Source organism: Xanthomonas sp. NCPPB 1067 (assembly GCF_020783795.1).
Classification (GTDB): Bacteria; Pseudomonadota; Gammaproteobacteria; order Xanthomonadales; family Xanthomonadaceae; genus Xanthomonas; species Xanthomonas melonis.
This window is the reverse complement of record NZ_JAJGQG010000001.1, coordinates 1-25,559: the sequence shown is the minus strand read 5'-3', so window position 1 is coordinate 25,559 and position 25,559 is coordinate 1. Positions and strand designations below refer to the sequence as shown.

The 25,559-nt window shown below is 67.4% G+C and carries 20 protein-coding genes and 1 pseudogene; 16 read left to right on the top strand and 5 right to left on the bottom strand.

The window, feature by feature from the left end:
* The first annotated feature begins 3 nt into the window (after window positions 1-3).
* Complete coding sequence (locus tag LL962_RS00105) at window positions 4-180, top strand: hypothetical protein (protein WP_167395435.1); 177 nt, start codon at window positions 4-6, stop codon at window positions 178-180.
* A 161-nt stretch (window positions 181-341) separates the two neighbouring features.
* Here the strand turns inward: LL962_RS00105 and LL962_RS00100 are convergent, their stop codons facing one another.
* Window positions 342-737: a DUF779 domain-containing protein gene (locus LL962_RS00100; protein ID WP_228315443.1), complete on the bottom strand. Its 396-nt coding sequence runs from the start codon at window positions 735-737 to the stop codon at window positions 342-344.
* Between the two features lie 301 nt (window positions 738-1,038).
* On the opposite strand from LL962_RS00100, the gene LL962_RS00095 reads away from it, so the two are divergent.
* Window positions 1,039-1,596 (top strand): hypothetical protein, encoded by a 558-nt coding sequence (locus tag LL962_RS00095; RefSeq protein WP_228315442.1) that lies wholly within the window; start codon window positions 1,039-1,041, stop codon window positions 1,594-1,596.
* Window positions 1,597-1,665: 69 nt separating this feature from the next.
* The gene (locus tag LL962_RS00090) at window positions 1,666-2,994 is read left to right on the top strand and encodes an XVIPCD domain-containing protein (RefSeq protein WP_228315441.1); all 1,329 of its coding nucleotides are present in this window, start codon (window positions 1,666-1,668) and stop codon (window positions 2,992-2,994) included.
* 143 nt (window positions 2,995-3,137) lie between these two features.
* On the opposite strand, the gene adh is transcribed toward LL962_RS00090, so the two are convergent.
* From adh to LL962_RS00075, 3 genes are all read right to left on the bottom strand, one after another.
* Window positions 3,138-4,667, bottom strand: coding sequence for an aldehyde dehydrogenase (adh, locus tag LL962_RS00085; RefSeq protein WP_228315440.1), 1,530 nt, complete (start codon window positions 4,665-4,667; stop codon window positions 3,138-3,140).
* A gap of 399 nt (window positions 4,668-5,066) precedes the next feature.
* Window positions 5,067-5,834, bottom strand: coding sequence for a hypothetical protein (locus LL962_RS00080; RefSeq protein WP_228315439.1), 768 nt, complete (start codon window positions 5,832-5,834; stop codon window positions 5,067-5,069).
* 161 nt (window positions 5,835-5,995) lie between these two features.
* Window positions 5,996-8,122 carry a TonB-dependent receptor family protein gene (locus LL962_RS00075; protein WP_228315438.1) on the bottom strand — a complete coding sequence of 709 codons (2,127 nt, stop codon included), beginning with the start codon at window positions 8,120-8,122 and terminating at the stop codon, window positions 5,996-5,998.
* Window positions 8,123-8,278: 156 nt separating this feature from the next.
* On the opposite strand from LL962_RS00075, the gene LL962_RS00070 reads away from it, so the two are divergent.
* From LL962_RS00070 to LL962_RS00055, 4 genes are all read left to right on the top strand, one after another.
* Window positions 8,279-9,481, top strand: a complete 1,203-nt coding sequence (locus LL962_RS00070; protein WP_228315437.1) for an amino acid aminotransferase — start codon at window positions 8,279-8,281, stop codon at window positions 9,479-9,481.
* Between the two features lie 346 nt (window positions 9,482-9,827).
* Complete coding sequence (locus LL962_RS00065; protein ID WP_228315436.1) at window positions 9,828-10,844, top strand: class 1 fructose-bisphosphatase; 1,017 nt, start codon at window positions 9,828-9,830, stop codon at window positions 10,842-10,844.
* A gap of 306 nt (window positions 10,845-11,150) precedes the next feature.
* The gene (locus LL962_RS00060; protein ID WP_228315650.1) at window positions 11,151-11,387 is read left to right on the top strand and encodes a DUF2164 domain-containing protein; all 237 of its coding nucleotides are present in this window, start codon (window positions 11,151-11,153) and stop codon (window positions 11,385-11,387) included.
* Window positions 11,388-11,521: 134 nt separating this feature from the next.
* The gene (locus LL962_RS00055; protein WP_228315435.1) at window positions 11,522-11,917 is read left to right on the top strand and encodes a hypothetical protein; all 396 of its coding nucleotides are present in this window, start codon (window positions 11,522-11,524) and stop codon (window positions 11,915-11,917) included.
* 6 nt (window positions 11,918-11,923) lie between these two features.
* Here the strand turns inward: LL962_RS00055 and LL962_RS00050 are convergent, their stop codons facing one another.
* The gene (locus LL962_RS00050) at window positions 11,924-13,225 is read right to left on the bottom strand and encodes a right-handed parallel beta-helix repeat-containing protein (protein WP_228315434.1); all 1,302 of its coding nucleotides are present in this window, start codon (window positions 13,223-13,225) and stop codon (window positions 11,924-11,926) included.
* A 301-nt stretch (window positions 13,226-13,526) separates the two neighbouring features.
* On the opposite strand from LL962_RS00050, the gene LL962_RS00045 reads away from it, so the two are divergent.
* The 9 genes and pseudogenes from LL962_RS00045 to LL962_RS00005 all read left to right on the top strand — a co-directional run.
* On the top strand, window positions 13,527-15,155 hold the full coding sequence (locus tag LL962_RS00045; protein ID WP_228315433.1) for a TldD/PmbA family protein: 1,629 nt from the start codon (window positions 13,527-13,529) through the stop codon (window positions 15,153-15,155).
* Window positions 15,156-15,774: 619 nt separating this feature from the next.
* Window positions 15,775-17,409: a TldD/PmbA family protein gene (locus tag LL962_RS00040; protein ID WP_228315432.1), complete on the top strand. Its 1,635-nt coding sequence runs from the start codon at window positions 15,775-15,777 to the stop codon at window positions 17,407-17,409.
* Window positions 17,410-17,423: 14 nt separating this feature from the next.
* The gene (locus LL962_RS00035; RefSeq protein ID WP_228315431.1) at window positions 17,424-18,758 is read left to right on the top strand and encodes a TldD/PmbA family protein; all 1,335 of its coding nucleotides are present in this window, start codon (window positions 17,424-17,426) and stop codon (window positions 18,756-18,758) included.
* 83 nt (window positions 18,759-18,841) lie between these two features.
* A complete protein-coding gene (locus LL962_RS00030; protein WP_441004842.1) occupies window positions 18,842-19,660 on the top strand; it encodes a DUF4159 domain-containing protein in 819 nt (272 codons plus the stop codon).
* A gap of 85 nt (window positions 19,661-19,745) precedes the next feature.
* A complete protein-coding gene (locus LL962_RS00025) occupies window positions 19,746-20,738 on the top strand; it encodes an AAA family ATPase (protein ID WP_104588696.1) in 993 nt (330 codons plus the stop codon).
* Window positions 20,739-20,754: 16 nt separating this feature from the next.
* A complete protein-coding gene (locus LL962_RS00020; protein WP_104588739.1) occupies window positions 20,755-21,645 on the top strand; it encodes a DUF58 domain-containing protein in 891 nt (296 codons plus the stop codon).
* 43 nt (window positions 21,646-21,688) lie between these two features.
* Entirely contained in the window at window positions 21,689-22,873 is a 1,185-nt protein-coding gene (locus LL962_RS00015) for a BatA domain-containing protein (RefSeq protein WP_228315430.1), read from the top strand.
* Window positions 22,870-25,164, top strand: a complete 2,295-nt coding sequence (locus LL962_RS00010; RefSeq protein WP_228315429.1) for a DUF4175 domain-containing protein — start codon at window positions 22,870-22,872, stop codon at window positions 25,162-25,164. Before LL962_RS00015 ends, LL962_RS00010 begins: the two co-directional genes overlap by 4 nt.
* Window positions 25,164-25,559, top strand: a pseudogene (locus tag LL962_RS00005) (carboxypeptidase regulatory-like domain-containing protein); the annotation flags it as partial. The gene LL962_RS00010 and the pseudogene LL962_RS00005, both read left to right, overlap by 1 nt.

The window sequence follows — 25,559 nt, the reverse complement described above, 5'->3', positions numbered from 1 at the left end:
GCCATGTCCCGCGACCCTCTTCGCGACCAGCCCGCACAGCCGGGCGAACAACGCGGCAAGCGCGATGCCGAGCACTACGAAGACCGGGGCGCGGGCGACGCGCCCGACACCCTGATTCCCGCCGACGACACCACCCCTGCCAAGACACCGGGCAGCAAGATGCCAGGCAGCGCGCCCTAGCGGCATCCGCGCGCTGCGGTGTGTGCGCCAATCACGGCACTTGCATCGCGGCGCACTTCGAGCGGACAGCAACGCCGGTGCCATACACGCCGTAGCCACCTGCCGTCTCGGAATGCCGCGCCGGGCGCGCCATCGCCTGAGATCCGGCGCCGGCCCTGCGTTCACACCCGGCCGGCTGCCTCCAGTTGCTGCATCTGCGCATCGCTGAACAAGCGCGAGCGCACCAGGAAGCGCACGCCTTCGCCATTTTCCAGCGAGAACATGCCGCCGCGCCCCGGCACCACATCGATGATCAGCTGGGTATGCTTCCAGTATGCGAACTGCGATGGGCTGATATAGAACGGCGCGCCGCCGATTTCGCCCAGCAGGACATCGCGGTCGCCGACGATGAAATCGCCCACCGCAAAGCACATCGGCGAGGAGCCGTCGCAGCATCCGCCGGATTGATGGAACAGCAGATCGCCGTGTCGCGCGCGCAGGGTGTCGATCAGCTGCAAGGCCGCCAGTGTCGCCATCACCTGCGCTGGTGGATCGCTCCGCGCTACGGTGTCGTGCATCGCGTTCTCCTGCGGCGGGCCCGGGGCGGCCCGGCACGCACGATACGCCTGTGCGCCGCAGCAGCGTGTCTAGGCGTGCGCGGTATGGGTCAGCCTGCACGCACGCCTGGGGTCGGCAGTGGCGGCGCGCCAGGGCGAGGACACTGCCGCGACAGCGCGCCGGCTCGCGCACGCATCGCTCCAGGTGCGCTGCACGCCGCACAGCCGATGCGGCTACCGATCCATGGTCGCGTTCGGTTTACACGGCGGCGACAAGCCAGTGCTTTACGCTTGCAGACCTCCTGGAAACGGACGCCATCCCATGACCCCACGCCTGTTGACCGCCATCGTGCTCGCGCTGCTGATGCAGGGCTGCAACGCATCGCAGCCTGCTGCCACCGCACAGGCCACCTCGCCTGCCGCGCCCACTGTCGCGGCCGCCGCACCGGCGCAGGTGGCGGCCACGCCAACCGCCAACCGCCCGCCGCTTCCGCTGGAAGCCTGCGCCCGCAATGCAGACGGGTTTGCCGCCTTCTTCGAAACCATCGTGAGCGATCCGGCAGTGCGGGCCGCCTACAGCGCTCCCACCATCGAAGAGCGCGATCTGCGCGACCCGTCCAGGCGGGTGGACCGGCCAGCCGAACCGTTCCGCCTGACCCTGATCGACTACCGCTGGTCGTATGACGAACCCGGCAAGGAACCTGGCGAAATTGCGCGGGTAAAGCTCGACCTCAAGCCCGATGGCGAGCGCATGCGCGCGGATTTCGTCAGGGCCGAGTTCTCTGCCGACGACGAGGTCATCCGGACCTTCGGCGCCCCGGAGGCCTATGTGTTCGAGTACACGCAACGGTGCTGGCTGTTGACCCAGCATCTGCGGTGATTGGCCGATCGCCGGCCCGCCGGGGCGCGGCGATCGTTCGCTGCATCGACATCGACAAGGAGATTGCGCATGCCCAAGTACAGCATCCTGGAGTCCGTGGGGGGAGGCGTCCAGCACGTCCACGACTATGAAGATCTCGAACGCCACCATCCGACCCGCGGCAACGAATCCGGACGTGTCTATGCCACCGTCAACGGGGATCGCGAGGAACTGCTCGGCAACTATCGCGGGACGGCTACCGTCTCGGCCGACGGCGACTATTTCGTCTCCAAGGACTTCGTGTTGAAGATCGGCGATTCCAGTGCGGTGCCGGTTCCGGCGATCGCCAGCGGCTACGTCGGGGGGATCGATCCGGGCAACGGCATCGTGCAGATCTACGACAAGCCGGCCTCCGATCCCAGCCGGGAAATGATCGCCCAGTACCGGCATCTGGACCTGCGCAATACCCAACTCGAGGCCGGCGATCGCATCGAGTACGGGCAGCCGATCGGAATCCAGGGCGGCTTCAACAAGGGCAACCCCAGCGCATTCGGCAAGCATGTGCATGTGGACATCAATACCGGCTACCTGCCGCAGGCCGAGCGTTACGTGCGCGATATCGGCAGCGGTGCGATCACCAGCGAGCAGCGCCCGCAGCCGGCGCAACCCAATCTCACCGGCCCGGCCCAGGTCACTCATCTCTCCGGCAACGGCCGCACGGTTGCCGCACCGGTCGGGGCCACTGCGGCGGGCGCGGCGCCGATGGCCGACGGCCTGCTGCGCAACAAGGAGCATGGCCCGGAAGTGAAGGCATTGCAGGAGCGGCTGAATGCCCTGGGCTACACCGATGCCAGCGGCCAGCCGTTGGGCACCGATGGCAAGTTCGGCGACCGGACCGAGCAGGCGGTCAAGGCCTTCCAGCGCGATCATCAGCTGAGCGACGACGGCATCGCCGGCCGCGAGACCTTCAAGGCGCTGGCAGACGCCCAGCCGCGCCGGCCCGCGCAGTCGGCCGCGGTGCCGGAGCAACGCAGCGACACCGCAGGCCCGCTGCTATCGGATCAGGCGCACCCGCGTTACCCGATGTATCAGCAGGCCGTCGGTGCGCTGGAACGGCTCGGCGCTGCGGGCGGATTCAAGGATCGCCGGGAACTGGAGCAGGCGGCGGGTACCCTGGTGCACGATGCCAGCATCAGCGGGCTATCGCGCATCGACCACGTGGTGGCCAACAAGGCCGGCAACGGCCTGTTCGCGGTGGAAGGGGGGTTGGACGACCCGGCGCACCGGCGTGCCTATGTCGATCGCGAGCAGGCAACGCAACAGACCCTGGCGCACTCCACGCAAAAGCTACAGCAGGATCTGCCGGCAGGCGTCGAGCAGCCCGCTGCGCGCGAAACCAATCGCGCCATGGCGATGTAAGCGGCCCACGGACCGGGCGTGCCGTGCGGGGCGGCAGGGACCGCTGCCGCCCCGCATGCCGCCGCGTGTCGAGCCGGTGTGCCACGCTCGCTTGCGCGGGCGTGGACGCCGGGATAGCGCGTCCACGCGTCACGCCCCGGCCGTCAGAAGAAGCCCAAGGCCTTCGGCGAATAACTCACCAACAGGTTCTTGGTCTGCTGGTAGTGGTCGAGCATCATCTTGTGGTTCTCGCGGCCGATGCCCGATTGCTTGTAGCCGCCGAACGCAGCATGCGCGGGATAGGCGTGATAGCAGTTGGTCCACACACGGCCGGCCTGGATCGCGCGGCCCATGCGGTACAGCCGCGCGGCATCGCGGCTCCAGACGCCGGCGCCCAGGCCGTACAAGGTGTCGTTGGCAATCGCCAACGCCTCGGCTTCGTCCTTGAAGGTGGTGACCGAGACGACCGGGCCGAAGATCTCTTCCTGGAACACGCGCATCTTGTTGTGGCCCTTGAACACGGTGGGCTTGACGTAGAAGCCCTCGGCCAGCTCGCCATCGAGCGTGTTGCGTTCGCCACCGATCAACACTTGCGCACCTTCCTGCTTGCCGATGTCGATGTAGGAGAGGATCTTTTCCAGCTGCTCGCTCGATGCCTGCGCGCCAACCATGGTGTTGGGATCCAGCGGGTTGCCCTGCTTGATCGCGGCCACGCGCTCGAGCGCCTTTTCCATGAACCTGTCGTAGATCGATTCCTGGATCAGCGCGCGCGAGGGACAGGTGCACACCTCGCCCTGATTGAAGGCGAACAGCACGAAGCCTTCCACCGCCTTGTCGAGAAAGTCGTCGTCTTCGGCCATCACATCGGCAAAGAAGATGTTGGGCGATTTGCCGCCCAGTTCCAGCGTCACCGGAATCAGGTTCTGGCTGGCGTACTGCATGATCAGCCGGCCGGTGGTGGTTTCGCCGGTGAAGGCGATCTTGGCGATACGCGGATTGCTGGCCAGCGGCTTGCCGGCCTCCAGGCCGAACCCGTTGACCACGTTCAACACGCCGGCCGGCAGTAGATCGCCGATCAGCTCCATCAGCACCAGGATGGATGCCGGCGTCTGCTCGGCTGGCTTCATCACCACGCAGTTGCCGGCGGCCAGCGCCGGCGCCAGTTTCCAGCAGGCCATCAACAGCGGGAAATTCCATGGAATGATCTGCCCCACCACACCCAGCGGCTCATGGAAGTGATAGGCGATGGTGTCGCTGTCGATCTCGGAGATGCCGCCTTCCTGCGCGCGGATGGCGCCGGCGAAATAGCGGAAGTGATCCACGCATAGCGGAACGTCGGCATTGAGCGTTTCGCGCACCGGCTTGCCGTTGTCCCAGGTCTCGGCATACGCGAGCAATTCGGTGTTCTGTTCGATGCGGTCGGCGATCCTGAGCAATACATTGGAACGCTCGGTGGTGGAGGTCTTGCCCCACGCGTCCTTGGCTGCATGCGCGGCATCCAGTGCGGCTTCGATGTCCTGTGCGTTGGAACGCGCAATCGAAGTGAACACCTTGCCGCTGATCGGCGTGGTGTTGTCAAAGTACTGGCCACTGTTCGGCGCCACCCACTTGCCACCGATGAAGTTGTCATAGCGCGACTTGAAGACTGACTTCGGATCGGTGTTGAGCGGCTTGGTTGAGGGCTGCGCGTTCATCGTGGTCTCCGGCGGGGATGGCGGTGCCACGTGTATACGCCCGAATGTGCTAGCGCAATGTCAGTGCGCAGGCTGTTGCGCCGCGTCATCGCGAGGTAGGCGGCACGATGCGCGTCCGCTGGAAGATGCGTTGCAGCGCGTCATCGCTATGGGGATCGGAAATCGCGTCGGGTGCACCCATGCTGCGCACGCAGCCTCTGCGCTGCGGCAGCAATAGCGATAGCGATGCATCAACGGCGGCCGTCGGCATAGATGCACACGACAGCGGCGCTCAAGTCTCTTGCCGATACCAGCGAACGTGCATGATCGACGCGCGGATCAGGGCAGGCCATCCGTCGTCCCACGACGCGCATGCACCTGCACGGCCATCCGCGAGACCTTGCCAATCACCTGCAATCGTCAGGAGTCTGTGTCTGTCCCGAACGCAATCGGCAGCTCCGGGAAGGTCTTGCAGTCGGCCACGGTCTGCTGGCGGTAGGCGCGTAGGTGCCAGGCGGGACGTTTGGCGTGCTGCCAGGTGTACACCCAGCGGTAGCGCTGGCCGGCGTTGCAGGCATCGATGGCGATCTCATCGCGCGGGCGGCCGCGCGCCGGCAACGGGACGGCGTCGGACGCCGCGTCCGTGCGCGTACCCAGCGGATTGTCGAAGGACACCCTGCTGACGCGCACGGCGCCCAGGCCGGCAGGCGTGGCCGGTGGCGGCACCTGCCTGGGCTGATCGCTGGCCCTGGATTGCTGCAGCAGCCAGCCATGGATCTGCGCAATGGCCGGCGCGCCCGCGGGGTAGTCGCGCACGCTGCGCAGATCCACGTGATCGGCCCATGCTGCGTTGCAGACCAGCAGGCCGGCCACCATTGCCGACACAGTCGACGTTTGCTTCCAGGCTGCCATCGTCACGCTCCATGCAGTGAATGAGTGAGCAACGCTATCACGCACGTGCGGAGAGACGACAGCCTTCTTCGCATGGCGCGACGCGATTTCAAGCCGCCGTCTTAGATCCTGCGGCGCGTCATGCGCCTCTGCCAACACATCGATGAGCTTGGTCGCGTTCAAAGGCAACAGGAGCGAGAAGCCGGTGACCGACATCGCGCAGTGGATGTCCAGCCAGTCGCGGTTGCCCTCGCGCAGGAGAAGCCAGTCTGCGGAGGCGCGATCGATGACGAGCATCGCGTGATCTGGAGTTCTTTATTGGAGATGCACCTGCACGCTGCCGTGGCGGCGGCGTGGCGGCGGCGTGGCGGGGCATGTTGTCGGGACGGCTGTCGCGCCCGGGTGTGCTCCCTCGGGCTGGCGGGCGCGTTGTTGGTCGCGCACCGCCTGCGGCCTGCTCAGCCGCCAAACTCCCATTGCAGGCCGACCGTATAGGTGCGCTCCGGGCCCGGCTCGTCATAGCGCCCGTTGCCGTCGTTGACGATCACCGAGCCCACGTATTGCCGGTCCAACGCGTTGTCGATGCGCGCAAACGTGCGTAGCGCCCCGTGCGCGGTGGTCCAGCGCCTGGAGGCTTCCAGATTCACCAGCGCATAGCCGGGTGCGCGTTCGGTGGCCAGATCGTTGACCACGGTGGCGGCCGAGGCCACCGATTCGGCGGCGAACTGCCACTGCGCCGGCTGCCACTGCCAGCGTGCGAACAGCTGCTGCCGCGGCACGCCGGGCAGACGCGCGCCACTGGCCACCGGCGCGGCAGGCACGGCGCAGCCGCTGCTGGCGCAGGTCAGATAGCCATCGCGCACCGTGGCATCGACGAAGGTATAGGCCAGCTGCAGCTGCTGGCCCTGCCCGATGGGCTGCTGCCAGCTCAGCTCTGCGCCCTGGCGGCGGGTGGCGCCGATGTTGCGGAAGGTGCTGCGCCCGTTGGTATTGCTGGCCACCGCCAGTTCGTCGTCGGTGTCGGCGCGGAACAGTGCCAGCTGCAGCGCCGCGCCGCTTTGCGCGCGCCACTTGCTGCCGATCTCGTAGTTACGGCTGGTGGCCGCGCCCAGGTCCAGCGCCAGCCCGGCCGCACCGTCGTTGCGATACCCCAACTCGTTGAAGGTGGGGGTTTCGAAACCACGCCCGGCCGAGGCGTAAAAGCGTAGATCGTCGGTGGCGCGGAACACGATGCCGGCCACTGGCGTAGTGGCCGAATACGCGCGCCGGCCGCTGTCGTCGGGATTGCGGCCCACGATGTAATGGTCGTCCGACGCGAAGCGCACTTCGCTATGGCGCACACCCAGCAGGGCCGACCAGCGCGCGCTCCACTGCCACCAGGCCTGGGCGAACTGGTCCACGTTCTGCACCCGGTCGCGCTGGTTGCGGCGTAGCGCGCCTCTCACGCCCAGCGTGTTGCCCACGAAGTTCTCGTAGCCGGTGCGGTGCTGGCGCTGGCGATCGACGTTCGCACCCACGGTGAACTGCAGCGGCCGGCCCAGGGCCTCGCCCTGCCAGGCCCAGCGCGCGTCGGCGCCCTCGTAGTTGCTGTCCAGATCGATCACCCCGCCGGCATGCAGCGGATTGCGCTGCACGGCCACCGGCACCGCCAGGAACTGCTCCACGCTGCGGGTGCCACCGTAGGCCATCAGCCGCAGCGTCTGACTGTCGAACTGCTGGGTGAAGATGGCGCCGGCCTGCGACTGGCGCACCGACTTGCGCGTATTGAACTGGCTGGCCACCGCCGTGGCCTGGCGTGGATCGGCATTGAACTGCGCGCGGGTCAGGCCGAGCGGGTCCTGCGCGTCGGGCGCGTCGAGATGGTTGAGCACCAGGTCCAGCCGGCTGCCGGGCGCCAGGTCGAAGCCCAGCTTGACGTTGACCGAATCGCGCTGTGCGCGGCTGTGGTCGCGGAAGCCGTCGGTCTCGAAATGATTGGCGGCCAGGTTGTAATGCACCGCGCCCTGCTGGCCGAGCAACTGCGCGCCCACGTTGACGGTGGCATTGCTGCCGTAGGTGGCGCGCAGCCGCCACGGGTCTCCTGCAGCGCCATCGGCGCTCCAGAGCTGCAGCACACCGCCGGAGGAATTGCCGTACAGCGCCGAGAACGGCCCACGCAGCACTTCCACCCGCTGCGCACCCAGCACATTGAAATGCGACAACTGGCCCTGGCCGTCCGGCATGCTGGCGGGGATGCCGTCCACCAACAACCGCACTCCACGCACGCCGAAGGTGGAGCGCGCGCCGAAGCCGCGGATCGACAGCTGGGTGTCCTGCGCATAGTTCTGGCGATCGCGCGCCACCAGCCCGGGGATGCCGTCCAGCAGCTCGGACACCTGCGCGCCGCGGCGGTTGTCGTCGTCGGCCGCCACCACGGTAAAGGACGCCGGCAGGTCGAAATCGTCCACCCCGCGCACGCGGGCGGCATCCACCTGGACGGCGGCCAGCCGCTGCGGGGGCGGGGCCGGATCGGCAGCCAGGGCAGGCGCGGCGACACTTGCCACGCACAGGCCGCAGGCAGCGGCCAACAGGGAGGGTCTGGACATGCAGGTAGTGTCCCTTATCCGTCCCTTTGCCGCATCGTTGCGTACGGAACGAAGCATGCCACGCCCGCCGCGCCCTGCTACGATGCGCTGGTTTGGCCCCGCAGCGGGCAACGATCCGGAAGCACCCCACTCTTTCGTCCTTCAGCGAGTCATGCCGTGTCCTTCTTTGCAAACGTGGAACAGGTTCCAGGCGATCCCATCCTGGGCTTGACCGAGGCTTACAACGCCGACAGCCGCCCCAACAAGGTCAACCTGGGCGTGGGCATCTATTACGACGAGAACGGCCGCATCCCGCTGCTGCGCGCCGTGCACAGGATCGAGCAGCAGCTCGCGCAGGACGCCAAGCCGCGCGGCTACCTGCCCATCGACGGCCTGGCCGCCTACGACAAGGCCACCCAGGAGCTGCTGTTCGGCGCCGAGTCGGCGCTGCTGGCGGCCGGTCGCGTGGCCACCTCGCAGACCGTCGGCGGCAGTGGCGCGTTGCGCGTGGGTGCGGATCTGCTCAAGAAGCTGCTGCCCACCGCCACCATCGCCATCAGCAACCCCAGTTGGGAAAACCATCGCGCGGTGTTCGGCGCGGCCGGCTTCGAGGTGGTGGATTACACCTACTTCGATGCGGCAACCCACGGCCTGAATTTCGACGGCATGCTCGCCGACCTGGCCAGGCTGGAGCCGGGCACGGTGGTGCTGCTGCACGCCTGCTGCCACAACCCCACCGGCGCGGACCTCAGCAAGGAGCAGTGGAAGCAGGTCGCCGGCCTGTTGAAAGAGCGCAACCTGTTCCCGTTCGTCGACATCGCCTACCAGGGCTTCGACCAGGGCATCGAAGCCGATGCCTATGCGGTACGCCTGCTGGCTGCCGAAGGCATCGATAGCTACGTGGTCGCCAGTTCCTACTCCAAGTCGTTCTCGCTGTATGGCGAGCGCGTGGGCGCGCTGTCGGTGGTCTCGGCCACCGCGGCCGAAGCCAAGGCGGTGCAGTCGCAGGTCAAGCGCATCATCCGCACCATCTATTCCAGCCCGTCCACGCATGGCGCTGCGCTGGTGGCCGGCGTGCTGACCAGCCCGGAGCTACGCGATGTGTGGGAACAGGAACTGACCGAAATGCGCGAGCGCATCCATTCCCTGCGCGCAGGGCTGGTGGAAAAACTCGCCACGCTGGGTGCGCCGGAGTTCGACTTCATCCAGCGCCAGGCCGGCATGTTCTCGTACTCGGGCCTGACCCGGACCCAGGTGGACCGCCTGCGCGACGAGTTCGCGATCTATGCCGTCGGCACCGGCCGCATCTGCGTGGCCGCGCTGAGCCAGCGCAACCTGGACTATGTGGCCCAGGCCGTGGCGACCGTCAGCCGGATGTAAGCGAGCCCGTTGTTGCGCGCAGCCGCATCGACGTACTGCAGACCGGGAGCGCGCAAGCCTCCCGGTTTCTTTTTGCCTGCGCCGCCGAGCGACTGGCGGATCGGTCGCGACCCGCTCCCTTACCTCCACCCGCCAGCCTTCCCCCGCCGCTTCCCTTCCCCCGCCTGCGGGGGAAGGTGCCCGCAGGGCGGATGGGGGCCCTCGGGCTGGAGGGGAGGACACAACACCCCACCCCCATTCGCACAGATTCGATCAGCCACGATACAAAACGCGCATCAAGTGATCGAAATCTAACGGCGCAATGGCGACAATGGCGGACCACTTCCTACAACAGGCTGCCCGCTCCATGTCGCGTCCCTCGCTGACCCGCTTCCTGATCGAAGAACAACATGCCGGCCGTATCGATGCGGAACTACGCCAGCTGATCACCATCGTCTCGCGCGCCTGCAAGCGCATCTCCATCGCGGTGAGCAAGGGCGCCCTGGGCGGCGTGCTCGGCGATGCCGGCACCGGCAACGTGCAGGGCGAGGCGCAGAAGAAGCTCGACGTGCTGAGCAACGACATCCTGCTCGAAGCCAACGCCTGGGGCGGCCACCTGGCCGCGTGCGCCTCCGAAGAGATGGACCACAGCCAGCCGGTACCCGACCAATATCCCAGCGGCGACTTCCTGCTGCTGTTCGACCCGCTGGACGGCAGCTCCAATATCGACGTCAACGTCTCGGTCGGCACCATCTTCTCGGTGCTGCGCGCCCCCAAGGGCACCGAAAAGCCCGGCGACGAGCACTTCCTGCAACCAGGCACCCAGCAGGTCGCCGCCGGCTACTGCATCTACGGCCCCAGCACCATGCTGGTGCTCACGCTCGGCCACGGCACCCATGCCTTCACCCTGGAGCGCGAGGAAGGCAGTTTCCTGCTGACCCAGCGCGACATGCGCGTGCCCGAGGACACCGCCGAATTCGCCATCAACATGTCCAACCAGCGCCACTGGGAGCCGGCGATGCAGGCCTACGTGGGCGACTTATTGGCCGGCAACGAAGGACCGCGCGGCAAGAACTTCAATATGCGCTGGATCGCCAGCATGGTGGCCGACGTGCACCGCATCCTCACCCGCGGCGGCATCTTCATCTATCCCTGGGACAAGAAGGACGCTGCCAAGCCGGGCAAGCTGCGTCTGATGTACGAAGCCAACCCGATGGGCATGCTGGTGGAACAGGCCGGTGGCGCCGCCACCACGGGGCGCGAACGCATCCTGGACATCCAGCCCACGCAACTGCATCAGCGCGTGCCGGTGTTCCTGGGCTCGAAGAACGAAGTGAACCAGGCCACGCGGTATCACCTGGAGTTTGAAAAGGCGCAGGGCTGACATACCAAGGTCCTTTCATCGCCCATGTTGAGCAGATCAGGGGCACCCGCCTTCGCGTGGGTGCTGCGGTCGTGCTGGTGAAATCAACCGTTGTCAGCGTCACATTCGAATGGAGTCTTTACGGAGAACGTTCTGGATGACCTGACGATATCCGGGCAGTTACCCATGCGGGTGGAACTGGAACCCTGCTATGGCTTGGGCGGGAGCTTTGACTGCACCCACATCGAGGTAACCGATGTGGTATCCAATCCCGGGCTCCAGCCAAAATTATCGACTGTTTACTAGAGCATTTATGGCAGACATTGAATTCAGCGAAGGCGAGCGGCGATCACGCGCAGGATCCAGCTGTATTTCACCGAGGAACTGAAGCAGCAGATCGGCCGCTTCGACGCCGAGTTTTTACTGGATTTCTTCACCGAAGAGGTAGGAGCCTACTTCTACAATCGGGGCATCTACGATGCGCAGGCCGCCGTTGCCAGCAAACTGGATGATCTGGGTGAGGCGATCTACCAGCTGGAACGTCCTACCACCTTCAGGAAGTAACGCTCGGCACGGCCACCATCAATCTCCGTTTCGAGCAATACCGCCGCGCAGCCAGGGGCGTTGACGGCCGCAACGACATCGACAAGCATTGCGGCGGTCCGCACTATCGCGGTGACGTCAACCGAGCTGAAGCGATGAACATGCGCACCGCCCGACTGCTGCTGGTTCTGGTGGGCGTGGTGCTGCCTTATGCAGTGCGCCTGCCGCGTGGGCTGGACTGGCTCGCGCAGTACACCGATGTATCGCTCGGCGGCTGGTTGTTCTTCGCGGCATTCAACGCCATCGCGTGGGGCGCATTGGTGGCCATCAGCTTGGCGTATCGGCGGCCGGTCGCCTTGCTGATTCCCTGCGGCCTCGGCTACGGCGCACTGGCCTGGGCGCACAGCACCCTGGACCTGCGCGCCGATGCGCAGTCGGCGATCGCGTTGGTGTTCATCCCGATCTATGCGCTGCTGCCAATTGCCCTCGGCGGCGTGTTGGGGTATCTGCTCGACCGCCGGCTGAGGCGCGCTCCACCACGCCCTGCCTGAGCTGCACTAAGGCGATTCGAATGCGCCCAGATCCGGTGCACGCCCGTTGAAGGCTTCGCCGGTATCGCCGCCCGCGTCGATCAGCGCGCTGCCTGGTGCCAGAGTGGCGAAGGTGATCACCGGCAGATCGCCGTTGGCCTGGCGCCGGCGGGTGAGCTGGCGTGCGTCCAGGCTGACGAAATCGCGCGCGATGGCAGTGAGCGGAGAGATGAAGGAGTTGCGTCCGATGGTGTTGGCACTGGCCGCGCCCAGATTGGCGATCTCGATCTTTGCGCCATAGCCGAGATTGTTGGCCAGGGTGTGACCGTAACCGGGCACGTCGGTGCGGTTGTCGGCTTGGGTGGAAAGCATGTCGAAGTTGGCGCGGCCGTTGCGGATGGCGGTGTTGCTGATCCAGGTCTGCCCGCCGATCTGATGGTTGGCATAGAAGCCGTTGCTACGGTTGTCCACCGACAGGTTGAAGGCAATGCGATGCTGCGGCACCGGTTGCGGATAGGCGCTTCCGTTGCGGCCGTAACCGCCCGCCTTGAAGCCGTTGCCGTCGCCCAGCGGCGTGCCGTCCACGTCCAGGCCGTTGCGGAACGCCCAGTTGTGCTGCAGCGTGACCGCCTCCCAGGCATTGATCAGATCGAAACCGTCATCGCTGTTGTTCCAGGCACGGCTGCCCTCGATGAGGTTGCCGGTGCTGCCGGCTGCGGCCGGATGGACGCCGAAGCCGTCGATGTTGCCGTGGGAAAAGCTGTTCAAGCCCTTGTTGTTGTATGCATCGACATTGCGCACGCGGTTGTTGCTGCCGGCCACCAGATACCAACCAATCGCCTGGCCATCGTGGATCGCCAGACGTTCGAACAAGTTGTCGTTGCCGCCCTCTACCCGGAAGGCCTCCGACTGCGTCAGGCGGTCGGCAATGGTGATCCGGACGCCAATCACCTCAAAGCCGCGGAACACACAGTGATCGGCACCGATGCGAAAGGCCACCACGCGGCGGTCCGCAGGCGTCACGGCGGAGAAGTCGAACACGGGCCGCTCGTTGGGAGCGTTGACGTAGCTGATGCCGTCCTTGGTGATGTCGTTGACGATGGCATTGGTGCGCCCGACGACACTCACATTGGCGGTGGTGGGCCGATAGGTACCGCCACGCAGGATGACGGTGTCGCCCGCGCTGGCCGCGGCCTGCGCGGCCATCACGGTGGCGAATGGCTGCGCACGCGTGCCGGGATTGCTGTCCGAGCCGGTCGGCGATACATACCAGTCGGCGGCGGCACTCACCATCGGCAGCATGCCGGACACGATGATAAGCGCTGCCACACCGCGGCGAGCTATCGTTGTTTTCATCACGTTGTCCCCAGAACGATGTAGACGTCGCACGCCCTGCCAAGGCCGCGCACGAGGCGACCGGAGCGAGGTCGCGAAGACGGGGAAGATAACGGCGCGCGCGCCACGCCACAAGCGCTCGCGTTCGCTTACTGCGACAGCGATAGCATTCTGGCTGGTGGCCTGCGCGCCGGGCCAGACACGCGACGGCACTTGACCAAATCGGCACACGCGGCGAGGCTCGGGTGCTGGCGTGCACCTCTTGCGCTGCGCGCATCGATCGGAGAATCCGCACGTGGACCGTCGCACCTTCCTCACCCTGTCCGGCATCGGCGCTGCCGGCTTGCTGCTGCCGCACACCCGCCTGATCGCTGCCGAACAATTGCTCGCGCCCGTGGACGCGGCGCGCAACCGGCGCCTGGCCGATAGCGCGCTGACCACGGCCAAGGCCGCTGGCGCCAGCTATTGCGATGTGCGCGTGGGGCGCTATCTGCGCCAGTTCGTGATCACCCGCGAGGCGCAGGTGGAGAACGTGGTCAATGCCGAATCCAGCGGCGTGGGCGTGCGCGTGCTGGCCGATGGCGCCTGGGGCTTTGCCGCGACCAATACGCTGACCAGCGATGGCGTGGCAGCCGCCACCCGGCAGGCGGTTGCCATTGCGAAGGCAAATGCGCGCCTGGGCGGCACACCGGTGCAATTGGCGCCGGTGACGCCAGCCGGGCAGGTCAGCTGGAAGACACCGATCAGGAAGAACGCAATGGAAGTGCCCCTGCAGGACAAGGTGGCGCTACTGATGGACGTCAACTCAGCTGCGCTCAATGCCGGCGCCACGTTCGTCGCATCGCGCATGTTTGCGATCAACGAGCAGAAGTACTTTGCCAGCAGCGATGGCTCCTACATCGATCAGGACGTGCATCGGCTGTGGCTGCCCTTCACCGTCACCGCGGTAGACAAGGCCAGCGGCAAGTTCCGCACCCGCGATGGATTGTCTTCGCCGATGGGGATGGGCTACGAATACCTGGATGGCGATGCGCGCGAAAAGCATGCGTTGCCGGGCGGGCTTGTCGGTTACGGGAAAAGCTACGACGCGCGCGAAGACGCCATTGCCGCGGCCAGGCAGGCACGCGCCAAGCTCACCGCACCATCGGTGAAGGCGGGCAAGTACGATCTGGTGATCGACCCGAGCAACCTGTTCCTGACCATCCACGAGTCGGTGGGCCATCCGCTCGAGCTCGATCGCGTGCTCGGTTACGAGGCAAACTACGCCGGCACCAGCTTCGCCACGCTGGACAAGCGCGATGCGAAGTTCCGCTGGGGCAGCGAGACGGTGACCTTCGTCGCCGACAAGACCCAGCCCGGCAGCCTGGGCGCGGTGGGCTACGACGATGAAGGCGTCAAGACCAAACAGTGGGACCTGGTCAAGGACGGCATCCTGGTCGACTACCAATGCACGCGCGACCAGGCACACCTGTTGGGCAAGACCGCCTCCGACGGTTGCAGCTACGCCGATTCGTGGTCGAACGTGCAGTTCCAGCGCATGCCCAATGTGTCGCTGGCGCCCGGCAAGACGCCGTTGGCGGTTGCGGACATGATCAAGAACGTGGAGCGCGGTCTGTACATCCATGGCCGTGGTTCGTATTCGATCGATCAGCAGCGCTACAACGCGCAGTTCGGCGGGCAGCTGTTCTACGAGATCGAGAACGGCCGGATCACCCGGCTGGTGGAAGACGCTGCCTATCAGATCCGCACGCCCGAGTTCTGGAACGCCTGCAGCGCGGTGTGCGACGAGCGCGACTTCCGCCTGGGCGGCTCGTTCTTCGACGGCAAGGGTCAGCCGAGCCAGGTCTCGGCGGTGTCGCATGGCGCGTCCACCGCGCGCTTCGATGGCATCAATGTGATCAGTACCGCGCGTTCGTTGGGGTGAGGGCTGCGAGCAAACGGTTGGCAGTGTCTTTGGCAGAGCGGTCTTACCTGGAGATAGTCGGAGCGCTACTACCGACGTCCTGCTTGTTTAGATGCGGTCAACAGCCTGGTCAGTCGAGGGTGCGGTGCCCTCACCGCTCGCGGGACACGCCGCAAGTACGTCCGTGTAGGCTCGGTGGCGGCATCCATGCCGCCACACGGTCCCGCAATCGGCAAGGACACCGCACCAGAATGTTGGTCGGTTGCCTCCCCAAAGCTTGTCCGTTGCTCGGCTTGCATCAGTACACTCGTCCGACGCACCGTATTCAAGCAACGCACTTCATGCCTTGCTTGCAACCATGCACACCGACCATCGTGACCGGTCCTTGCCCGCTCACCGTCGCGTGACCATTCCAAGGTACAAGCATGATCATCGAACACCGCCAGCCGCGCTCGCCGCCCATCAACGCAAGCCGGTAGGGCTACCGGCTTCATACGGGCCAACGGTTGAACGCGTACCCCTGCCGAAAGTCATTTGACGGAGCATTCTTCCCCCGGCAAGAATCGGCGACACCGTGCAGATGCGATCTGCGCCTCACCACGCTACCCGCGCACCGCGCGGACCTATTGGGGAGTTGCCCGTGCAGCGACGTGATTTCCTGGCCCTGACCGGGCTGACCATGGGCGGGCTGATCGTGCCTGCCTATTTCGGCAATGCGATTGCCGCCGAGCAATTGCTGACGCCCTTCGATGTGGGCCGCAAGAAACGCCTGGCCGATGCCGGTCTGGCCGCCGCGCGGCAGGCCGGTGCCAGCTACTGCGATGTGCGCATCGGGCGCTATCTGCGCCAGTTCGTGATCACCCGCGAGGACAAGGTGCAGAACGTGGTCAACACCGAGTCCATCGGCACGGGCATCCGCGTGATCGTGGGCGGCGCGTGGGGATTCGCTGCCACCAACGAGCTCACCGAACAGGGCGTGGCCAAGGCCGCGGCGCAGGCGGTGGCCATCGCCAAGGCCAACGCCAAGGTGCAGGGTACGCCGGTGCAGCTGGCGCCCACCCCCGGCGTGGGCGAGGTCAGCTGGAAGACGCCGATCAGCAAGAACGCGATGGAAGTGCCGATCAAGGACAAGGTGGACCTGCTGCTGGGCGTCAATGCCGCGGCCACCGCGGCCGGCGCCAACTTCGTCAACTCGATGCTGTTCGTGGTCAACGAACAGAAGTATTTCGCCAGTACCGATGGCTCCTACATCGACCAGGACGTGCACCGCATCTGGGCGCCGATGAGCGTGACCGCCATCGACAAGGCCAGCGGCAAGTTCCGCACCCGCGAGGGGCTGTCCGCGCCGATGGGCATGGGCTACGAATATCTGGACGGCGCTGCCTCCGGCAAGTTCGTCTCGCCCAATGGCGTGGTGAACTACGGCATGTCCTACGACATGAAGGAAGACGCCATCGCCGCGGCCAGGCAGGCGCAGGAAAAACTCAAGGCGCCCTCGGTCAAGCCTGGCAAGTACGACCTGGTGCTGGATCCTTCGCATACCTGGCTCACCATCCACGAATCGGTCGGCCACCCGCTGGAGTTGGACCGCGTGCTTGGCTACGAGGCCAATTACGCCGGCACCAGCTTCGCCACGCTGGACAAGCGTCAGGCCGGCTTCCAGTACGGCAGCGACAAGGTGCACATCCTGGCCGACAAGACCCAGCCCGGCAGCCTGGGCGCGGTGGGGTACGACGACGAGGGCGTGAAGACCAAGCAATGGGACCTGATCCGCGACGGCAAGCTGGTGGATTTCCAGGCCATCCGCGACCAGGCGCATATCCTCGGCAAGACCGCTTCAGACGGATGTTGCTACGCGGACTCGTGGTCCAGCGTGCAGTTCCAGCGCATGGCCAACGTGTCGCTGGCCGCCGGCAAGACGCCGCTGAGCGTGAACGATCTGATCAAGGACGTGGAAAACGGCATCTACATCATCGGCGACGGCTCGTTCTCCATCGACCAGCAACGCTATAACGCGCAATTCGGTGGCCAGCTGTTCTACGAAATCAAGAATGGCGCCATCACCCGCATGCTCGAGGACGTGGCCTACCAGATCCGCACCCCGGAATTCTGGAACGCCTGCAGCGCCGTGGCCGATCAACGCGATTACCGCCTGGGCGGTTCGTTCTTCGACGGCAAGGGCCAGCCGAGCCAGGTCTCGGCGGTTTCGCACGGTTCGTCCACCGCTCGCTTCGATGGCATCAATGTCATCAGCACCGCCCGCTCGCTCGGCTGACAGGAGAAACCCACATGAGCATCCTTACCGAAGCGCAGGCCAAGACCATCCTGGACAAGGTCATCAAACTGTCCAAGGCCGACGAGTGCACCGCCACGCTTACCGGCTCGATCGACGGCAACATCCGATTCGCGCTCAACAACGTGTCCACCAGCGGCATCGTCGACAACACCGACCTGCAGGTGCAGGTGGCGTTCGGCAAGCGCGTGGGCGTGGCCACCATCAACGCGTTCGACGACGCATCGCTGGAACGCGTGGTACGCCGTGCCGAAGACCTGGCGCGGCTGGCGCCGGAGAACCCGGAGTTTATGCCGGCAGTCGACAAGCAGACCTACAAACCCAGCCCCACCTTCAGCGACTCCACCGCCGCAGTGGACCCGGCGTTCCGCGCGCAGGTCGCCGCCGATTCGATCGCACCGTGCAAGGGCAAGGGCCTGATCGCGGCCGGTTTTCTGGAAGATGGCCAGAACTTCACCGCCTTCGCCAACAGCAAGGGCAACTTCGGCTATCAGCGCGGCGCGCGCTTCGATTACACCTGCACCGTGCGTACCGAAGACGGCCGCGGCTCGGGCTGGGTCGGGCGCAACCTGAAGGATGCCGCCGACTTCAAGGCCGAGCAGGACATCCGCATCGCCATGCGCAAGGCCAGCGACTCGGCCGAGGCCAAGGCGCTGGAGCCGGGCAAGTACACCGTGATCCTGGAGCCGGCGGCAGCGGCCGGGCTGATCTCTTTCATGATGCGCTACTTCGATGCGCGCATGGCCGACGAAGGTCGCAGCTTCCTGTCCAAGAAGGGCGGCGGCAACAAGCTCGGCGAGCAGGTCTACGACCCGCGCGTGAACATCACCGCCGATCCGTGGGACGCGCGCGCCGCGGTTATGCCGTGGGACGAGGAAGGCCTGCCGCGCGAGAAGATGTCCATCGTGGAGAACGGCAAGATCGCCAACCTGCAGTATTCGCGCTATTGGGCGCAGAAGAACGGCAAGCGTGCGGTCGGCGAACCGGGCAACCTGCTGATGGCCGGTGGCGACAAGAACATCGCCGAGCTGGTGCGCGGCACCGAGAGGGGCATCCTGGTCACGCGCACCTGGTACATCCGCATGGTCGATCCGCAGACGGTGCTGCTCACCGGGCTCACCCGCGATGGCACGTTCTATATCGAGAACGGGCAGATCAAGTACCCGGTGAAGAATTTCCGTTTCAACGAATCACCGGTGATCATGCTCAACAACATCGACGAGCTGGGCAAGCCGGTGCGCGTGGCCGGCGATGAATCCAGCTACGTGATGATGATTCCGCCGATGCGCCTGCGCGATTTCACGTTCACCTCGTTGTCGGATGCGGTGTGAGTAGGGGCCGGGACTCGGGACCCGGGACCCGGGACCCGGAAGGCAACGGCGGGGCTTTGCAGTCCGAGCCATTGCCGCCTTGCATGCCATGCGAACGTCCGGGTTCTCTGATCGCCGAAAGCGAGAACGCTTCACTGCCATCCGAAGTCTTACCGAGATTCTCACTCCGGGTCCCGGGTCCCGGGTCCCGAGTCCCGGCTCTGACCTCCCGCCGCCACGCCCTGGGTCTGCTGCTCGGTAGCGTCGCCACTCTGGCGCTGCCATGGCCGGTGCGTGCGGCCGGCAACTACGATTTCTGGTTCACGCGGTTGCGCTACGACTCCGGTGATTGGGATGTGGACGCGCGCATGCCGTCCAACCTGATCACCTCGTTGATCGACTACACGCAGTTGCGGGTGGACCCGCAGGAACATGTGGTCGACCTGGCCGATCCACGCATGCTGCAGGCACCGTTCTGCTATCTGTCCGGACACAAGCTGGTGGAGTTCAATCCGGCCGAGCGGCGCAACTTCGAACGCTATGTGCGCAGTGGCGGTTTCGTGTTCGTGGACGATTGCAACCACGACATCGACGGCTTGTTCGCCACCTCGTTCGAAGCGCAGATGCGCGCCATCTTCGGCACCCACGCCCTGCAAAAGTTGCCCAATACCCATCGCCTGTACAGCGCGTTCTTCAAGTTTCCCGATGGCCCGCCGGCCACCAGCTTCGAGCTCAATGGCTGGGGCGACGATCTGGTGCACGATTACCTCAAGGGCATCCATATCGACGGGCGGCTGGGAGTGCTCTACAGCAACAAGGACTATGGCTGCGAATGGGATTACGACTGGCGCAACAAACGCTTCCTGGCCGAAGACAACACCAAGTTCGGCGTGAACATCGTGATGTACGCGCTGACCAACTGACCGGCCGCGCAGGCAACCCGCACAGAGTCAGCACAACCGTTCAATCACGCCAGCCACGCACGTCGCCACATAACGAGATCTCCGCATGACGTCCCCGAACGAACAAACGCTCGCCGCCCAGCTCTTGGAACTTGGCGCGCTGCGCGCTGCCCTGGCGCAGGCCGTGGTCGGGCAGGAGGCGGTGGTGGAGCAGCTGCTGATCGGCCTGCTGGCCGGTGGCCACTGTCTGCTGGAAGGCGCGCCCGGCCTGGGCAAGACGCTGCTGGTGCGTTCGCTCGGCCAGGCCCTGGAGCTGCAGTTCCGCCGCGTGCAGTTCACCCCCGACCTGATGCCTAGCGACATCCTGGGCACCGAATTGCTGGAAGAGGACCACGGCACCGGGCACCGGCATTTCCGCTTCCAGCAGGGGCCGATCTTCACCCATCTGCTGCTGGCCGACGAACTCAATCGCACGCCGCCCAAGACCCAGGCCGCGCTGCTGGAAGCGATGAGCGAACGCACCGTCAGCTATGCCGGCACCACCTACGCCTTGCCGGCGCCGTTCTTCGTATTGGCCACGCAGAACCCCATCGAGCAGGCCGGCACCTATCCGCTGCCGGAAGCGCAGCTGGACCGTTTTTTACTGCACGTGCGCGTGGATTACCCCAGCGAACAGGAAGAGCGCGACATCCTCGCCCAGACCACCGGCACGGCCAGCGCACAGGTGCCCAAGGTGATGGACGCCGCCAGCGTGCAGGCGCTGCAGCGCCAGGTGCGCGAGGTGCATGTCGGCGCGGAGTTGCTGACCTGGATCAACCGTCTGGTGCGTGCAAGCCGGCCCGGTCCGCAGGCCAGCGACGCGGTGCGTCAGTGGATCAAATGGGGCGCCGGCCCGCGCGCCGGCCAGGCGCTGGTGCTGGCATCGAAAGCACGTGCGCTGTTGCATGGCCGGCTCGCGGCCACGCGCGAAGACGTCGTGGCGCTGGCCGCACCGGTGATGCGCCATCGCCTGCTGCTGTCCTTCGCCGCCGAGGCCGAACAACGCACCGCCGACGATGTGATCGCCATGTTGCTGCACGCCGTGCCGTTCCCGTCCTGATCGGGCCGTGGCGCAGATACCGTTGCCGCCGCTGATTCCCGCCGATGTGCGCAGCCGCCTGCGCGGCCTGCAGCTGCGTGCGCGGCACGCACAGGGCACGCATGGCGTTGGCCAGCATGCCAGCCGCAGCCGTGGCGCCGGGCTGGAGTTCGCGCAGTACCGCGCCTACGAGCCGGGCGATGCGCTGCGCCAGATCGACTGGAAACTCTACGCACGCTCGGACCGCTTCTTCGTGCGCGAAGCCGAACGCGAAAGCCCGCTCACGCTATGGCTGCTGCTCGATGCCACCGCTTCGGCGGGGCAGGCCGACAGCGCGCGGCCGGATCACACCCGCCTGCAGACGATGGCGACGCTGGCCGCCTGTGCTGCAGAGGTGGCGCTGCAGCAGGGCGACCGGGTCGGCCTGTACGCCTTGCATGGCGGCGGCCTGGTCGCGGTGCCGGCCGGTGTCGGCAGTCGCCAGCGCGACCGGCTGTGGCTGGCCCTGCATGGCTTGCGCGCGGGCGGCCGCTGGCCCGGGCTGGACGCGCTGCGGCCGCTGTGGGAACGCATCGCCGTGCACGATCTGCTGCTGTCCATCGGCGACGGTTTCGATGAGGAGCTGGCCGGCGCACTGGAGAAATTCGCTACCGCGCGTCGCGACGTGCTACAGCTGCAGGTGCTGACCTGCGACGAACGGGACTTCCCGTTCGACGGTGGCCATCGCTTCCGCGACCCGGAAACCGGGCAGGAGCTGCTCGGCGACGGTGCGGCCATGCGCGCGGACTATCTGCAGCGCTTTGCCGAAGCGCAACGCGCACGGCAGGCCCGCTGGCAGGCCGCCGGCATCCGCCACGCCGTGCACTATCTGGATGCGCCGGCCGATGCCGCATTGCGCCAGTTGTTCGCGCAAGGCGCGCCGCGATGAGCGGGCTGTTGGTCCGCGCCCACGCCGTCGGGTTGGTGCCGCAGTGAACCTGCTGTTGCTCTTCCCGGCCGGCCTGGCGGCGCTGGCGGCGCTGTTGATGCCGCTGCTGATCCATCTGGCACGGCGCAGCGAGCATCGGCCCACCGACTTCGCCGCCCTGCGCTGGCTGCGTGCGATGCCGCGCCCGCGCCACCGGGTGCGCTTGGACGAGTGGCCCTTGTTGCTGCTGCGCCTGCTGTTGCTGGCCGCGCTGGCGCTGCTGCTGGCCGAACCGGCACTGCGCGACCGGCCGGACAGCCGTCCGCGGATCGCGGTCAGCCCGGGCGTGGATCTGGCTGCGGCGCGTGCCTTGCCGCATGCCGACGATGCGCAGTGGCTGTGGCTGGCGCCGGGCTTTGCACCGATCGATGTCACCAACACGGACCACGATCGCACTGCGCCCGGCACTCCGCAGCCGATCGGCAGCCTGTTGCGCGAACTCGATGCCGGCCTGCCGGCCGAGGCCACGCTCAGCGTGATCGTGCCCGCGCAATGGGGCGCACTGGATGCGCAACGCGTGCAACTCGCGCGTGCGGTGCACTGGCAGGTGCTGCCGGGCCGCTCGCCGCTCGCGCCGGCGCCGGCCCTCGCCCCGCCATCCCTGCTGGCGGTGGCCGACACCCCTGCCATGCCGGCGTTGCGCTATCTGCGCGCCGTGCATGCGGCCTGGGCGCTGCCGGGCAGCTTGCCGGTGACCACGCCTGCGGCAGCGCAGCCCGCGCGCTGGGCGCCCGGCACGGTGGTGATCTGGCTGTCGTCCACCCCTCCGTCCGCATCGGTCATCGCCTGGGTCGCGGCCGGTGGGCAGCTGGTGCTGGGGGCGCAGGCGCCGGTTCCGCACGCATCGGCCGCCCCGCTGCAAGCGGTGGGTGAGCCCGATGGCGACGCTCTGCTGGACGCCGCGCCGCTGGGCCGCGGCCGCCTCCTGCGCTGGAGTGCGCCGCTGGAACCGCAGCACCTGCCCGCCGTGCTGGAGGCCGACTTCCCTGCCCGCCTGCGTACCGCGCTGCAGCCGCCCCCCACTCCGCAGACCGCGCCGGCGCAGACCCAGTCCCCGCAGCGTGGCGCCGCCATCCGGCTGCGTGTACCGCCGCAGTCGCTGGCGCCGTGGCTGATCGGCCTGGTGCTGCTGCTGTTCGCCCTGGAGCGCTGGCTGGCCACCGCACCCCGCCGGAACGTGGCGCCATGAGCACGCCACAGCTGCAGCGCGCGTGGCAGGCCGCACGCCGGCGCACGGCATCCGGCGTGCTGTTGTTCGGGCTGCCGCTGGCGGTGCTGCCGGCGGTGCTGGCCTGGCGTCTGCAGATGCAGGCCGCCCTCGTTCCGCTGTTGCTTGCAGGCCTGCTGGCGCTGGCCGCGGTGGCGCTGCAGGCGGCACGCCGGCTGGACCAGGCCTGGCTGATCCGCCGGCTGGACCGTGCGCCGGAGCTGGAAGACAGCAGCGATCTGCTGTTCGTGCCCACCGATCGGCTCGGCCCGCTGCAGGCGCTGCAGCGGCAGCGACTGGAGCAGCGCCTGCGCAGCACCCCGCGCGACCTGCGCCCAGCCTGGCCGTGGCGGCGCGCCGGGCCCTGGAGCGCACTGGGCGTGCTGGTCTGCGCCACGCTGCTGCTATGGCCATCGCGTGTGTTGCCGCCAGCGGAAAAGGTGGACCGCGCCGCCGCCCGTGCCATCGGCGCAGGGCCCACGCTGCGGCAGGCACGGCTGCAGAGCACGCCGCCGGCCTACACCGGCCTGCCGGCCGCACGGCTGCCCGGCCTGGACGCCCGGGTGCCCGCCGGCACCCGGCTGGACTGGCAGCTGCAGGTCGGCCCTGCCGCGCGCACGGTGGCGCTGCGGCTCGGCGACGGCCGCCTGGTCGCGCTGACCCGGCAGGGCCGCTCCGACCACTGGCACGGCCAGTGGCTGGCCCTGCGGCCGGCGCTGTATCGCATCCTGATCGACGGCGCACCGGCCGACGGCACGCTGCACCGGCTGGACGTGCTGCCGGACCGCCCGCCGCAGGTGCGGGTGCTGGCGCCCGAGCAGAGCCTGGTGCTGTGGACACCGGCACCCACCGGCGACCGCGGCTGGGTGCTGCAGTTCGAGGCCAGCGACGACTATGCGGTGGCCGCCAATGCCGAGCTGCGGCTGACCCTGGCCCAGGGCAGCGGCGAGAACATCACCTTCACCACCCAGCGCCGCACGCTCACCGGCAGCGGCCCGGCCAACCGCCGCCGCTTCGCCGCCACCGTGCAGCCACAGGCGCTGGGCATGGCTGCGGGCGACGACCTGATCGCCCAGCTCATCGTCCACGACACCCGCCAACCCGGCCCGCAGGAAGCGCGCAGCGCCAGCGTGATCCTGCGCTGGCCGCCGCCGGAAGCGACCATGGCCGCCGGCCTGGAGGCCAGCGTCAAACGCACCCTGCCCGCCTATTTCCGCAGCCAGCGCCAGATCATCATCGACGCGGAGGCGCTGCTGAAGGAGAAGCCGCGCCTGGACGCGAGTACCTTCCTCAAGCGCTCCGACGCCATCGGCGTGGACCAGCGCCTGCTGCGGCTGCGCTACGGCCAGTTCCTGGGCGAAGAGAGCGAAGGCGCGCCCCAGGCCCCGCCCACCGCCGACGCCGCGCCCGGCAACGCCGCGCCGGCCGACGATCTGCCCACCGCAGACATGCCCACCGCCGATGCGCCAATCACACCCGCCGCCCGTTCGGACATCCATGCGCACGCCGGGCATGACCACGACGATCACGACCATGACGCCCACTCCGCCGAATCCGGCGCCGCCGCACTGGACGATCACGATCACGATCACGACCACGGCGGCGGCAACGGCCGGCCCGAGCGCAGCGGCTTCGGCCAGGCGGAGAACGTGCTTGCCGAATTCGGCCACACCCACGACCACGCCGAAGCCGCCACCCTGCTCGACCCGCAGACCCGTGCCCTGCTGCGCGCTGCGCTGGACCAGATGTGGCAATCGGAAGGCGAGTTGCGCCAGGGCCATCCCGAGCGCGCGCTGCCCTACGCGAACAAGGCGCTGGGCTTCATCAAGCAGGTGCAGCAGGCCGAGCGCATCTACCTGGCGCGCGTGGGCACGCAACTGCCGCCGATCGACCCCAGCCGGCGCATGAGCGGCAAGCGCGACGGGCTGGTCCGCGGCGCCGATGCGCTGGTGGCACGTACCACCGCCGATCCGCAGCCGGTGGCGCTGTGGCAGGCGCTGGGCGAACCCGTCGGCAGCGGCGATCGCGCCGCACTGGACGCCTTCGCGCGCTGGCTGCCCGCGCACGCCACGGCCATCGACGGACCGCTCGACCTGGCCGCCGCGGTGGAGACCCTGCGCACCACGCCGGCTTGCGCCACATGCCGGCAGCGCCTGCGCGCATTGCTGTGGCCGCTGCTGGTTCGCCCACCGGCCGCCGTGCAAGCGCGCGTGGCGCCGGATGCCGGCGGCCAACGCTATCTGGATGCCTTGCACGCACCGGAGCGCCCCTGATGCCGGCATGGACTGCCCTGGCGACCGTGATCGCGATCACTCTGCTGGCCTGGTGGCGGCTGCGCCGTGCGCGCCTGCCGGCCGGGCGCAAGGCCGCGGTGCTGGTGCTGCAACCCGTCTGCGCGGCGCTGCTGTATTGCGCCCTGCTGCCGCCCTCGCAGCCCGGCGGCACGGGAACCCTGGTGGTGGCCACCGCCGGCGCCAGCGCTGCGGCGTTGCAGGCCGCGGCTGGCGACACCGTGATCGCCCTGCCGGAAGCGCCCGCGGCCCTGCGCACGGCCGAGCGCATGCCCGATCTGGCCACCGCCCTGCGGCGTCATCCCGGCACCACCGCGCTGCGCATCGTCGGCGCCGGCCTGCCTGCGCGCGACCGCGACGCCGCGCGTGGCTGGCCG